Consider the following 13182-nt stretch of genomic DNA (forward strand, 5'->3'; position numbering starts at 1 on the left):
GCGGACGTTCGTTTCCACTCGGCGCGAGGGTTCTTCGCTTAAGGGGAATTACCCCTCTTTGGTGGGGAGGTTCCGGTCTTGGCGGGTGCCGATGTAAACTTCGCGCCGGCAGATCTGTAGATATGAATTCATTTGATATCCGGTCTAAGGAAGTTCATCGCAGGTGCGCCGCCAGGCGAGAAGAGCCTGCTTACAGGTATATTCTGAATGCAAGAGCAGTCCTCCACAACAGGTTCTCTGGCGGATGCGTTCGGCCGTATTGTCGACCGCCATCACGTCGATGCACGCTTGAAAAGAGTTGATTTCGTCTCACCGAATCAACCCATCGTACGAGCGCATTTCTTGTACCCCGTCTTTAAAGGACGCAAGCCAACAATGGAGGCGTTGGCGAAGATGCTGGTCAGGGAGGTGACCAAGTTCTGCGCCACCCGCTCTGAGCGTCGTGACGCTCGCCGTCGGGACGAAGCGGTGAGTGACATAGAAACCGAGGCCTCTGAAGAGCTCGGAGCGATGGCTCGTAAGCTGTTCATGACGGCGGGAGGGGAGCGATCAGGTGAGGGAGGAGAGCTCTTGCTTTACGCCCTTATCGAGCACTATCTCAAGGCGCCCTTAGTCGTGTCCAAGATGCGACTGAAGACTAATCGCAATATGCCGGTCCATGGCGCGGATGGCCTGCATGCGGCGTGGTGTAGTGAGACAGATTCGCTGATTCTCTACTTTGGAGAATCAAAGATGCATAAGACCTTCGCGAATGGCATGAGGGATGCCGCCGAGTCGGTGGCGGGACTGGTTACAAACCAAGGCGGGCGGCTGGACCAGGAGTTGCGCCTGATATCGAATTTTCAGGACTTGGACCGGTTCCCAGAGGACGGTGTCGAGCATCTGCTGCGGTTTCTCAATCCCTATGAAACGGAAGAGGCGAATCGAAGAATCGACCGCTTCGCGGTCTTGGTTGGCTTTGATTACCACGCCTACGGCAAGCTCGGGACAGTTCCAGTGAACGAGGTCGAGCAGACTTTCCTTGACTACTACAAGGCTGCGATGACCTCGAAGATCGAGACTGCGCAAGGTCATTTGGCCACGAATGGTATAGAGCTAGAGCACGTGGATTTGTTTATCTTCCCGGTACCTTCGGTGGACGACTTCCGAGAGCAGTTCCAGGAGGCGATGAATGGCTGACTTTTCCTTCAGGCTTGCCGAACGCATCGAGACAAGTCCTCTTTTCCGAGCTGCGCTCGCACAACTGCAACAGCGAAGCTTAGCGCCGATGATGGGTGACGCGGTGTCGAAGCTCGAGCCACTGCAAGCCGAAAAACTAAGCCAAGCCGCCGTTGCGTTGTCGCGCTCGACGGATCCCCGGCACTTGGGACTCGCGCAAGAGATCGCATACTCTCTCGCAGCCTGCGAATCCAACTCTGACTTGCGCGGTGTCTGGCGCCACGTTTTAGCGGAAATTGGCAACTTTCCGGCGGGTGACTACGTTTCGAGTGGCCCGCTTTCGGATGAGAATCTGCCATGGATTCTTAGGTTAAGACAGGCAGCTCGTAGGCGTGAGAACACCGTCTCGGTCCTCGGGCAGGAGATTGTCTTCACAGACTTCCAGGCCGACGTATGGTTGGGCCTGCATAAGCATCAGTTCGTGAACGTTTCTGCTCCCACGTCGGCTGGGAAGTCCTTCCTGGTGCAGACGTTCTTGCTCGACGAACTGGCGAGGAGCCAGAGACTCCAATGCGTGGTTTATGTCGTGCCCTCAAGGTCTTTGATCTACGAAGTTCAGACAAGCCTGACTCAGGCGCTCACGCGACTGTCGGATAAGGTGGTAGTCAGCAGTGTTCCTCGTATAGATGAAGAACTGCACGCTTCCAAGCATCTCGTTTTCGTTGTGACGCAGGAGCGGTGGCAAACGATTATCAACGAATATGATGTTGTGTTTGATGCGGTCATCGTTGACGAAGCACAGCAGATTGGAGAAGCTGAGCGCGGCATCTTGTTGCAGGGTTGCTTGGAGGAAGCGCTTGCGCGTAGCGATTTGACCAAGATGCTATTCATCACGCCGAGTTCGAAGAACGCTCATACTATCGCGCCACTGCTGGGCACGGAGAATCTTCAAACCATCCAGAGTGCCCTCCGTCCGGTGCGCCAGAACCTTCTCTTCGTGACAGGTGGTGGCAAAGGTTCGAACAGGCACCTGAACGTCGAGCTTTATCGAGGAGGGCAGGAGCCGCTGGCTCTGGGAAAGGTCGTTACCAAGCGGAGCATCGCCGAGGCGAAGAGGCTCATAACCGCAGCGCTCGAGCTTGGAGAAGAGGGCCAGAGCATCGTCTATGCGTGGCGGCCGTCTGCTGCAGACAGTTCAGCTTTTGCGCTCAAGAAGGAGCTTCCGGAGGTTGAAGACTACAAGGGGTCTCCGCTGGAAGAGCTTGCGAATTTCGTGGCCAAGCACATTCACCCCGATTTTGCGCTCGCCCAAGTGCTTAAGCACGGCATCGGCATCCACTACGGCAGGCTGCCGACCACCATATCCAAGGCAGTCGAAGAGTACTTTGACGACGGCCATATCAAGTATCTCGTGTGCACGTCGACGCTCTTGCAAGGCGTCAATCTCCCAGCGCGTAACATTTTTCTCAAGAACCCGCGTAAGGGAAAAGCAGGCCCGCTTCAGGCCGACGAGTTCTGGAATCTTGCAGGTAGGGCTGGACGACTGAAACGCGACACTCATGGGAACGTGTTCCTGGTCGACTATGACGAATGGGAGAAGAAGCCCGTTGAGGAGCAGCAGACAACGGACGTCGAACCCGCCATTTGCGATGCACTAGGGGCTAAACAGGATGTTCTTTTGGCGTTCGCCTTGAACCCCGAGCATGCCTCCGGCGACAAGGACTTTGCACTTGCCGAAAGCGTCTTCACCAGGCTGTTCATCGACGCCCGTGATGGTGTCATTGAGCAGACGATCGCTCGGGCGTTGACGCGACATCCGAATGTAGACGCCACCGCTCTGAAGGATGCAATTTTTGCGGCGCAAGACTTAGTATCCCTTCCCACCTCCTTGCTTCGACGGAATAAATTGGTCTCGCCGCTACGCCAGCAGAGGCTCTATGACCACTTCAAGCGCGAGTTGGCGGCGGGATTCTTGGACAGCTTGATTCCGGTGCATCCTTGGCAGCAATACCCCGACCCGCGCTTAAGGTTGGAAGCGGTGTTCCGTGCGATTCATACTCATCTCGAAGGCAGAGAGACAAGGGAGGAAGAGTTCTTCGGATGGTTCGCGCTCGCGTGGATGAAAGGTGAGACTCTCCGCAATCTGATTGAGAGACAGGTGAAGAGGGTACGGGAGGAGCGGAATCCCGAGGAACCTGAAGAGAAGATTGTGGGTTCTGTAGCTCGAAAGATTATGGAGCAGGTAGACACGAGGCTGCGTTATCACTATGTGAAGTACCTCGGGTGCTACCTCGATATTCTGAATTTCGCTCTCGAAGAGGCAGGCCTCGAAGGCGATATGGAAATACCCCCCATTCCCCTCTTTCTGGAGCTTGGGGCGTCGGCAAAGACCATGGTATCGGCGATGGAGTTGGGTTTGTCTCGGATTGCCGCAATGGAGGTGGCGAACCTCCTGCCGCGAGAGAAAGACGCTGCCTATATTCGGGGTGAACTACAGTCTCCAGCTTTTAATCGGGCGAGACTTTCGTACTTTGTACGGCGCGAGATTGAACGCCTGGGATTGCTGCGCTGAGAAACGAGCGTCGAGCTAGCGGAACTAGCGCCGGTAGTCTGGGCGGTGCCGCGGTAACACGGCATGGCGATGCTGCGGATCGAGCCTTACGAGCGCAGGGGGGGGCGCGACTTTGCCGAACGTCAGCGGGCGGCGCCCGGTAGTTGTCGCCGGACGCTGTCTGCCTCAAGACCCTTTTGCAGCACCGCGTGCTTCGCCTCGCCCAGCGCCTTCGGCGGACTTCACCGCAGTCTCGCGTTCGACGTGCCCCCCAGCTGCTTCGCTGCTTCGTTCGCGTGGATGCAGGTGCCGTGCTCGGCGCCCAAGCTGATCCGCAGCTTCTCAGGGGAACTGGCGCCGGAGCGGGCACGGCAGCTTGGCCATGACTGGCGCGTGACGACTCGGTCGAAACCTGACACAGGCAGTACTGGCAGCGCAGGCTGGTGCACGTATGCCTGCATTGGGGCGCGACGACAGCTTCCGTGGCCGTGGTGGTGGGGCCGCGCTGCGAGCGTGCCTTGGCTACCCTGCGCTTTGGCTGCGACATGGCCCAAGGCGGCCACCGACATCCCCGGCGTGTTCACGTCAGTCCGTGCCGCGCGTCGCAATCTTTGCGAACAGCCCTGGGATTGGCGGCCGTTCTCACTCAGCCCGGGCCAAGGCAGGACGGAAGCTCAAGCGATGGGCGGTCCCTGAGCGCGCCCGTCTCGATGCGGCGGCGTGGAGAACGGATCAGCGTTGGGAGTGGGCGCAGTATTCCGGTCGGGAGATGCCCCCGCTTGCTGTGGTCATTCGTCGCCGGGAGCCGGGCTCGCTCTCGCATAGCGTCTCGACGGCAACCGGATGCTGTCCAGGGATTTCAGAAATGGACCGAAGCACAGGGTCTTCGGCGCTTCCTCCCAGACAGCCAGTCACGCGCTCAACTCAAGCATGCAAAGCAAACGGCGCACGCGCTGGGATCGCAGCCAGTTTCCCCGGCGGGGCACAGTCAAAGTGACGCTTCAGTGCCCGCCTTGTCAAAGTTTCGTATTCGCCGCATGAAAGTCGGCTGCGTGTAAACAAATACGTTAAAAAAAACATAAAAATGTATATTCTGTGAGGGCGGGCAAGGCAGCTCGGTTCCCGCCACCCGGAGCGAATATGGGACAGGAAGCAATACCGGCGCTAGCACGGCAGCTTGGCCATGACTTGCGCACGCTGCGGCTCAGCCGGAATTTGACGCAGTCGGTGCTGGCGCTGCAGGCGGGAGTGAGCGTGCGGTCGTTGAAAAATCTGGAGCACGGGTCCGCCACCCTGCGCACGTTGGTGAGGGTGGCGCATGCGTTGGGACGCGACGAGTGGCTGGCGACGGCGGCCGTGAAGTTTGCCCCGGCGCTGACGCCCCCCGGGGTGCGGGTCTACACGGGGCGTCAGCGGGCCGGCCCCTGCAACCGACGCCGATAGTCGACGCGAGCGCGCTGGCCGGTCCATTGGCTTTCCACTCAGTCAGCCTTGAGCGTGCACGCGGCTGCCGCGGCGTCTTGCCCCGCCCGTCGTCCGTCGTCGTCCAGTTCCGTCGTACTGGGCTCATCCTATCTCGTCACCGGATCGAGGCAGCCAATCGCCTCGCGTCGCGGCCCTCGACCGCCGTTGGCGCTGACGCGCTAGGCAAGTCACCACCTTGACAGGCGGAGGGGCCAGGCAGGCCGACGGACCGAGCCAACCGCCTACCGTAGCTGGGCACGATCAGCGAACAAGGGGCGCGGAATGGCCTCTTCTTGTGAGGCGGTACCTGGCGCGCTAAACTTGTACTAGGCGGGTGATCGACCCTTGGTGTGTCAGTTGGCCTGTTCCATAAACTCTGCCGTTGACTGTACCAGCGGGGCATGCGGCGGGGCGCTAAGTGCCTGATTTCATTGGGGATGACGAATTTGGCGGAGAAAGTGAGATTCGCGCCGAATCCCTCCGTCTCCGCCAGCAATGGCGGCGAACCCCGGAAGATCGCGGTCTTCCGGGGTTTTGTTTTTTTGGGCCCATCAGCCAGTCCATCAGAGGCTTGCTCGGGAGCATCGACTCCATTGCCGGGCGTCCGTCATTCCGACAGCGCATCTTGACGAGCGACGTGACAGCGTCTTGCGTGTTACGGAGCTCCGCCCATCTGCGTGCCGAGATGGCACAGAAGGCGTTCATGGCATCCCAATGAGTCATCGGATGTCGCCGTGCGTTCTTTCCTTGCCCGCACCTCTCCACGGCCAAGCGCGCCCAGCTTCTGTCCCGGCCGAAGTCCAGCTCGACAGTGGCTATTCCCGCAGCCTCGCAGACTCGCAGCCAAGTCGACCTGGTCGCAAGTCGGGCGCCTGCCGCAAGGCGATGTCTATCGTCCCGTTGGGGCCATACACCTCAATCCATCAAGGTGCGCATTAGATCTCATTGTTGGGCCAATAGCCCCGCGGTACGCCGCTACGTACAATTGTCCCGATACGCCTGCTGCAGCTGCTTGCGCGTCTTGTCGCGTTCGATCTTGGGAATGGTGCGGCCCTGCGCGGTCTGCGTGCCCGGCCCGGATGACTGGTATGTGCGCTGCTTCGACAAGGCGTTGTACTGCTCTTCCAGTGCCTCGCATTTGGCGCGCCTGGCCTCGTCGGGGTCCGGTGTGTGCGCCGACGGCGGGCGGTAGGGATTGGTGCCTTCCTGGACGGCTTCCGAGATGGCGCCGGCGGCGCCCGGTCCCGGGGATTGCTGCGCCAGGGCGGCCGTGGCACTGCCCAGTGCCAGCAGGCCGGTCACCACCCATCTTGTCGATATCGGCATCTTGTCCCTCTCCGGTTGCAAGGCAGCCGGCCGGCCGCCCCGAAAACCATCATACGTGCCATGCCCGGAATTGCCAGAATCCGGTGGCGCTGGCGCCGGCGGTCGGGCCTGCATGGCGGGAAAAGGCAAAGAAGAGCGGTGGCACGCCGCCAGGCTGCGATTTGCCTTCTGGCCCTGCCTGCCATAAACCTAATTCAGGGACACGCCTGCAAGGGCCTCCAGGACTTCAGGAGACGTCAATGAGTGTGCTGATGCTTTCGAACGTCGACATGGAAACCACCGACGACGAGATCCGCGATTTCCTCATCCGCTATGGCTTCCCGGCGTTCGACGAGATCGAGCGCCTGCCGGGGGATGGCTCGCGCCCGGCGGTAGCGCTGCATTTCAACGCGGTGGAGGATGCCGCGCTGCGGATGCTGCAGCCGCGGATCAATCATTTGTTCTGGAATAAGCGCCAGGTCGAGGCAATGGTGCTCACCGAGCGCTTCGAATAGACAGGAAGGGCGCCTGCGGGCGCGACGTCCCGCAGGCTGCAGGCCTGGCCTGCGCGGCGCCGGCGCTTAGCCGACGAAGGCTTTTTCCAGTACGAAATGGCCCGGTTCGCTCATATTGCCTTCCTCAAAGCCACGCTCCTCCAGCATCACGCGGATTTCCTTGAGCATATCGGGGCTGCCGCACAGCATCAGGCGGTCGTTCTCGGTCGAGAACGGGGGTACCCCCAGGCGCTCGAACAGTTCGCCCGACTCGATCAGCTCAGTGATGCGGCCGCGCGTGTGGAAGTCTTCGCGCGTGACGGTGGGGAAATAGACCAGCTTTTCACGCACCATCTCGCCCAGGTACTCGTGCTCGGGCAGGTGCTCGTTCAGCAGTTGCTGGTAGGCCAGTTCGTCGACATAGCGGCAGGTGTGGGTCAGCACGATCTTGTCGTAGCGCGCATACACCTCGGGGTCGCGGATGATCGACAGGAACGGGGCCAGGCCGGTGCCGGTGGCCAGCAGCCACAGGGTCTTGCCGGGCAGCAGGTTTTCGACGAGCAGGGTGCCGGTCGGCTTCTTGCCGACAAAAATCTGGTCACCTTCGCGCAGGTGCTGCAGGCGCGACGTCAGCGGGCCATCCGGCACCTTGATGCTGAAGAATTCCAGGGTTTCTTCATAGTTGGCGCTGGCGATGCTGTAGGCGCGCAGCAGCGGGCGGCCGTTGACTTCCAGGCCGACCATGGCGAACTGGCCGTTTTCGAAGCGGAAACCCGGGTCGCGCGTGCAGGTGAAGCTGAACAGCGTGTCGGTCCAGTGGTGAACGGAGAGGATGGATTGCTGGTAGAGGTTGCTCATCGGAGGAAACGCCAGGGCCCGCGGGCAAGCCGCCGGGAGGGATGGTGGCCGGACATGTGCGCCTGCCGGCGGTTACCGGCACGGCGGTGGATCACGGGAACGCAATGATCCACTTCGCCGCGTATTGTAAATCGGCAGCCGCGGACATGCCCGGTTCGCGTTGCCGAACCCCGCCCGGGATAGGGTTATGCGCAGCGATGAAATCCGGAATTTCAATTTTGAAACCCGTATGCCGGTTTTGCAGCGCGGAATCTTGCCAAATCAACGGAATTCGCGTTGGCCCGCTTTTTGCGGTCCCAGAGCCGCCGCACGTCCAGCCGTCGTGCCGGCAAAGCTGCCGTGACCCGACGCTCGCATTGCGTTGCAGGGCAGGCGCCCTTGGTCTTGAACAGGAATGCATCGCGATGTACTACGGAACCAACGCAGCAGGCGCAAATGGCGGAGATAGCCGCGCGCTTGCCGCCGACGCCAGCCAGCCACGTGCCGGCCACCACCACGAAGCGCGTTGCGGCGGCAAGCCAGCGCCCCAACGCACCAACTGGGCCTGGGCGGCCGTGGCCAGGCATGACGACTGGATGGATTCACACACCCCGTTTGCGCAGTTTGCGCATCTCGACTAGCCGCGGGCCACGGCACCTGCCGTGGCGCTGTCCCTTCGAATGACCCGAGACGCCGCGCCGACCGCGCGGCGTCTCAGTTGCCTTGTGCGCGCCATGAACTACGCCCCGATCAAATCCCTACTGATTGCCAACCGTTCCGAGATCGCGATCCGCGTGATGCGGGCCGCGGCCGAGATGAATATCCGGACCGTGGCGATCTATTCCAAGGAAGACCGCCTCGCCCTCCATCGCTTCAAGGCAGACGAGAGCTATCTGGTCGGCGAGGGCAAGAAGCCGCTGGCAGCCTATCTCGATATCGACGACATCCTGCGCATCGCGCGCCATGCGAAGGTCGATGCGATCCATCCGGGCTATGGCTTCCTGTCGGAGAATCCAGACTTCGCGCAGGCGGTGATCGATGCCGGCCTCCGCTGGATCGGCCCCTCGCCCGAGGTCATGCGCCGGCTCGGCAACAAGGTGGCCGCGCGCAATGCCGCGATCGAGGCGGGCGTGCCGGTGATGCCGGCCACCGATCCGCTGCCGCACGACCTGGAGGCCTGCAAGCGCCTGGCCGCGGGCATCGGCTATCCGCTGATGCTCAAGGCCAGCTGGGGCGGCGGCGGGCGCGGCATGCGCATCCTGGAGAGCGAGCAGGACCTGGAAGGCTCGCTGGCCGCGGCGCGGCGCGAGGCGCTGGCCGCGTTCGGCAACGACGAGGTCTATGTCGAGAAGCTGGTGCGCAACGCGCGCCACGTAGAAGTGCAGGCGCTCGGCGACACGCATGGCAATCTGGTCCATCTGTACGAGCGCGACTGTACCGTGCAGCGCCGCAACCAGAAGGTGGTGGAGCGTGCGCCCGCGCCGTACCTTGACGACGCCGGCCGTGCCGAGCTGTGCGAGGCGGCGATGCGGCTGATGCGCGCGGTCGGGTATTCCCATGCCGGCACGGTCGAGTTCCTGATGGACGCCGATTCCGGCCAGTTCTACTTCATCGAAGTCAATCCGCGCATCCAGGTCGAGCATACTGTCACTGAGATGGTCACCGGGGTCGATATCGTCAAGGCGCAGATCCGGATCACGGAAGGCGGCTATATCGGCATGACCGAGAACACGCGCAACGATAACGGCGACATTGTCGTGCGTGCCGCGGGCGTGCCGGTCCAGCAGGATATCCATCTGAACGGCCACGCGCTGCAGTGCCGGATCACGACCGAGGACCCTGAGAACGGCTTCCTGCCGGACTACGGCCGCCTCACCGCGTATCGCAGCGCCGCGGGCTTCGGCGTGCGGCTGGACGCCGGCACCGCCTATGGCGGCGCGGTGATCACGCCGTACTACGATTCGCTGCTGGTCAAGGTCACCACCTGGGCGCCGACTGCGCCCGAGTCGATCCGGCGCATGGACCGCGCGCTGCGCGAGTTTCGCATCCGCGGCGTGGCCTCGAACCTGCAGTTCCTCGAGAACGTCATCAACCATCCCGCGTTCCGCGCCGGCGACGTCACCACGCGCTTTATCGACAAGACGCCGGAACTGCTGGAATTTGCCAAGCGCCTGGACCGCGCCACCAAGCTGCTGCGCTACCTGGGCGAGATCAGCGTCAACGGGCACACGGAAATGACCGGCCGCACGCTGCCGCCATTGCCGCTGCCGGCACCGGTGCTGCCCGCCGTCAACAACAGCACGCCGCTGCCTTACGGCACGCGCGACCGCCTGCGCGAGCTTGGCGCCGAGAAGTTCTCGCGCTGGATGCTCGAGCAGAAGCAGGTGCTGCTGACCGACACCACCATGCGCGACGCGCACCAGTCGCTGTTCGCCACGCGCATGCGCACCGCCGACATGCTGCCGATCGCGCCGTTCTATGCGCGCGAGCTGTCGCAGCTGTTCTCGCTGGAATGCTGGGGCGGCGCCACCTTCGACGTGGCGCTGCGCTTCCTGAAGGAAGACCCGTGGCAGCGCCTGGAGCAATTGCGCGAGCGCGTGCCGAACGTGCTGTTCCAGATGCTGCTGCGCGGCTCCAATGCCGTTGGCTACACCAACTATGCGGACAATGTGGTGCGCTTCTTCGTGCGCCAGGCGGCCAGCGCGGGCGTTGACGTGTTCCGCGTGTTCGATTCGCTGAACTGGGTGCGCAACATGCGCGTGGCGATCGATGCCGTGCGCGAAAGCGGCGCGCTGTGCGAAGGCGCGATCTGCTACACCGGCGATCTGTTCGACCCGAAGCGCTCGAAGTATGACCTGAAGTACTACGTCGGCATCGCGCGCGAGCTGCAGCAGGCGGGCGTGCATGTGCTGGGCATCAAGGACATGGCGGGCATCTGCCGTCCGCAAGCGGCGGCCGCGCTGGTCAAGGCGCTCAAGGAGGAAACCGGGCTGCCGGTGCATTTCCATACGCACGACACCAGCGGTATCTCGGCCGCATCGGCGCTGGCCGCGATCGAGGCCGGCTGCGATGCGGTGGACGGCGCGCTCGATGCAATGAGCGGGCTGACCTCGCAGCCCAACCTGTCGAGCATCGCCGCGGCGCTGGCCGGCACCGAGCGCGATCCAGGCCTGAACCTGGAACGCCTGCATGAAGCGTCGATGTACTGGGAAGGGGTGCGCCGCTACTACGCGCCGTTCGAGTCGGAAATCCGCGCCGGCACCGCCGACGTGTACCGTCACGAGATGCCCGGCGGCCAGTACACCAACCTGCGCGAGCAGGCGCGCTCGCTCGGCATCGAGCATCGCTGGACCGAGGTGTCGCAGGCGTACGCCGAGGTCAACCAGATGTTCGGCGACATCGTCAAGGTGACGCCGACCTCCAAGGTGGTCGGAGACCTGGCCCTGATGATGGTGGCCAATGACATGAGCGCCGCGGACGTGTGCGATCCCGCCAAGGAGATCGCTTTCCCTGAATCGGTGGTGTCGCTGTTCAAGGGCGAACTGGGCTTCCCGCCCGACGGCTTCCCTGCGGAGCTGTCGCGCAAGGTGCTGCGCGGCGAACCGCCTGCGCCGTACCGGCCCGGCGACCAGATCCCGCCAGTCGACCTCGATGCTGCACGTGCCGCCGCCGAAGCGGCCTGCGAGGAGCCGCTCGACGATCGCCAACTGGCGTCGTACCTGATGTACCCGAAGCAGGCCGTGGACTACCACGCGCATGTGCGCAACTACAGCGATACCTCGGTGGTGCCGACGCCGGCATTCCTGTACGGCCTGCAGCCGCAGGAAGAAGTGGCCATCGACATCGCCGCGGGCAAGACACTGCTGGTTTCGCTCCAAGGCACGCACCCGGATGCCGAAGAGGGCCTCATCAAGGTCCAGTTCGAGCTGAACGGGCAATCGCGCACCGCGCTGGTCGAGCAGCGCAGCACCACCGCGCAAGCGGCAGCCGCGCGCCATAGCAGGCCGGTGGCCGAACCCGACAACCCGCTGCATATCGCCGCGCCCATGCCGGGATCGATCGTGACCGTGGCGGTGCAGCCGGGGCAACGCGTGGCCGCGGGCACGACCCTGCTGGCGCTGGAAGCGATGAAGATGGAAACCCATCTCGCCGCCGAGCGCGACTGCGAGATCGCCGTGGTGCACGTGAAGCAGGGCGACCGGGTGGCGGCGAAGGACCTGCTGATCGAGCTGAAGCCGGTGGAGTGACGTGGCCCGCGCCGCGGCAGCGCGGCGTCAGGACGGCGCCCGCGCCATGCTCTGCGCGGCCTGCGCGATGCGTTGCGCCAGCAGCGTGGCCGCCGCCTGGCGGCTATGCTGCGGGCGCTCCACCAGCCCGATCTCGCGATGGAAGGTGTCATCGCCGAGGCTGAGCGGCACCACGCCTTTCGGCCATGGCGTCGTGCCGGTGATCGGCACCAGTGCGACGCCAAGGCCGCGCTGCACCAACTGCGCGATGCCCTGCAACTCATCCAGTTCGATTGCGTCCCTTACCGGGATGCGCGCACGCCGCAGGAACTGGTCGACCACACGCCCGCCGAACGAGCCGCGGTCATAGCGGATAAACGGCTCGCTCTCCAGCAACTCGCGCCATGGCCGCTTGCCGTGGGCGCGAGGCGCCAGCAGCACGAACGGTTCGGCCAGCAGCGAGCGCCACTGCAGGTCAGAAGGCAACGCGAAAGGCGGCTTGATCATCACCGCGATATCGATCTCGCCCGAATCCACCTGGCCCAGCAGGTTCAGCGACACGCCCGGTGCCAGCTTGACGCGGTATCCCGGCATCTCATGCCGGAAGCTCGCCAGCGCATCGGCAAGGAACGAGACATGGACCGACGCGATCGCACCGATGCGGACCAGCCCGCTGCGCGGGCTGCCTGCATGGCGGCCGAGCCTGGCGTACACCGTCATCAGCTCTTCGGCCACCGCCAGCGTTTCGCGGCCATCGGCATTGAGCACGGCCGCGCGGCCGGTGCGGTCGAACAGCGCAAAGCCCAGCTCCTGTTCCAGCCGCTGGATCTGCGCGCTGACCGCCGATTGCGTCAGCCCGATATGGGCGGCCGCGTTGGCAAAGGTGCCGTGGCGGACCACCGCGAGGAAAGTCTGGAGTTCGCGCAGCATCGCGACTGATCGAAATATTTGTTGCTCAGGGCAAAAATATATCGCTTTTCATGGTGAATGGCGATGCTTAGACTAAGCGGACGGTGGCGGCTTCGCAGCGGTTTCAAATGGGTTGCCAGGAGCCGCCGCCCGATTCATGCCCCCTAACAGGCTGCTGAAGTACTAGCCGCGCAAAAAGCGAAGCTTGCCTCTACAAGGCTGAAGGGCTCGCTATTTT

9 protein-coding genes are annotated in these 13182 nt (G+C 62.9%); 6 read left to right on the top strand and 3 right to left on the bottom strand.

What is annotated here, in order from left to right; genetic code table 11:
- The first annotated feature begins 207 nt into the window (after positions 1-207).
- The 3 genes from J8I34_RS27765 to J8I34_RS27775 all read left to right on the top strand — a co-directional run bounded on the left by J8I34_RS27765 (position 208) and on the right by J8I34_RS27775 (position 5152).
- Positions 208-1179, top strand: a complete 972-nt coding sequence (locus J8I34_RS27765) for a HamA C-terminal domain-containing protein (protein ID WP_209807507.1) — start codon at positions 208-210, stop codon at positions 1177-1179.
- Entirely contained in the window at positions 1172-3730 is a 2559-nt protein-coding gene (locus J8I34_RS27770; RefSeq protein ID WP_209807508.1) for a DEAD/DEAH box helicase, read from the top strand. The genes J8I34_RS27765 and J8I34_RS27770 overlap by 8 nt, the downstream gene beginning before the upstream one ends.
- Before the next feature lie 1119 nt (positions 3731-4849).
- The gene (locus J8I34_RS27775) at positions 4850-5152 is read left to right on the top strand and encodes a helix-turn-helix domain-containing protein (RefSeq protein ID WP_209807509.1); all 303 of its coding nucleotides are present in this window, start codon (positions 4850-4852) and stop codon (positions 5150-5152) included.
- 996 nt (positions 5153-6148) lie between these two features.
- On the opposite strand, the gene J8I34_RS27780 is transcribed toward J8I34_RS27775, so the two are convergent.
- The gene (locus tag J8I34_RS27780) at positions 6149-6499 is read right to left on the bottom strand and encodes a hypothetical protein (protein WP_209770675.1); all 351 of its coding nucleotides are present in this window, start codon (positions 6497-6499) and stop codon (positions 6149-6151) included.
- 239 nt (positions 6500-6738) lie between these two features.
- Here J8I34_RS27780 and J8I34_RS27785 point away from each other — a divergent pair, with 239 nt between their 5' ends.
- Positions 6739-6993, top strand: coding sequence for a hypothetical protein (locus J8I34_RS27785; protein WP_029049769.1), 255 nt, complete (start codon positions 6739-6741; stop codon positions 6991-6993).
- 66 nt (positions 6994-7059) lie between these two features.
- On the opposite strand, the gene J8I34_RS27790 is transcribed toward J8I34_RS27785, so the two are convergent.
- A complete protein-coding gene (locus tag J8I34_RS27790) occupies positions 7060-7830 on the bottom strand; it encodes a ferredoxin--NADP reductase (RefSeq protein WP_029049770.1) in 771 nt (256 codons plus the stop codon).
- Between the two features lie 404 nt (positions 7831-8234).
- Here J8I34_RS27790 and J8I34_RS27795 point away from each other — a divergent pair, with 404 nt between their 5' ends.
- The gene (locus tag J8I34_RS27795) at positions 8235-8450 is read left to right on the top strand and encodes a hypothetical protein (protein ID WP_029049771.1); all 216 of its coding nucleotides are present in this window, start codon (positions 8235-8237) and stop codon (positions 8448-8450) included.
- A gap of 93 nt (positions 8451-8543) precedes the next feature.
- Positions 8544-12056, top strand: coding sequence for a pyruvate carboxylase (locus tag J8I34_RS27800; protein WP_209807510.1), 3513 nt, complete (start codon positions 8544-8546; stop codon positions 12054-12056).
- A gap of 27 nt (positions 12057-12083) precedes the next feature.
- Here the strand turns inward: J8I34_RS27800 and J8I34_RS27805 are convergent, their stop codons facing one another.
- Entirely contained in the window at positions 12084-12965 is an 882-nt protein-coding gene (locus J8I34_RS27805) for a LysR family transcriptional regulator (protein ID WP_029049773.1), read from the bottom strand.
- Between the last annotated feature and the right edge of the window lie 217 nt (positions 12966-13182).

This window comes from Cupriavidus phytohabitans, from assembly GCF_017815025.1.
In the GTDB taxonomy this organism is placed as follows: domain Bacteria; phylum Pseudomonadota; class Gammaproteobacteria; order Burkholderiales; family Burkholderiaceae; genus Cupriavidus.

Excerpts from the sequence above, each read along its gene's own strand:
- J8I34_RS27765 (WP_209807507.1), top strand. The coding sequence starts at position 208 with ATGCAAGAGCAGTCCTCCACAACAGGTTCTCTGGCGGATGCGTTCGGC.
- J8I34_RS27770 (WP_209807508.1), top strand. The coding sequence starts at position 1,172 with ATGGCTGACTTTTCCTTCAGGCTTGCCGAACGCATCGAGACAAGTCCT.
- J8I34_RS27775 (WP_209807509.1), top strand. The coding sequence starts at position 4,850 with ATGGGACAGGAAGCAATACCGGCGCTAGCACGGCAGCTTGGCCATGAC.
- J8I34_RS27780 (WP_209770675.1), bottom strand. The coding sequence starts at position 6,499 with ATGCCGATATCGACAAGATGGGTGGTGACCGGCCTGCTGGCACTGGGC.
- J8I34_RS27785 (WP_029049769.1), top strand. The coding sequence starts at position 6,739 with ATGAGTGTGCTGATGCTTTCGAACGTCGACATGGAAACCACCGACGAC.
- J8I34_RS27790 (WP_029049770.1), bottom strand. The coding sequence starts at position 7,830 with ATGAGCAACCTCTACCAGCAATCCATCCTCTCCGTTCACCACTGGACC.
- J8I34_RS27795 (WP_029049771.1), top strand. The coding sequence starts at position 8,235 with ATGTACTACGGAACCAACGCAGCAGGCGCAAATGGCGGAGATAGCCGC.
- J8I34_RS27800 (WP_209807510.1), top strand. The coding sequence starts at position 8,544 with ATGAACTACGCCCCGATCAAATCCCTACTGATTGCCAACCGTTCCGAG.
- J8I34_RS27805 (WP_029049773.1), bottom strand. The coding sequence starts at position 12,965 with ATGCTGCGCGAACTCCAGACTTTCCTCGCGGTGGTCCGCCACGGCACC.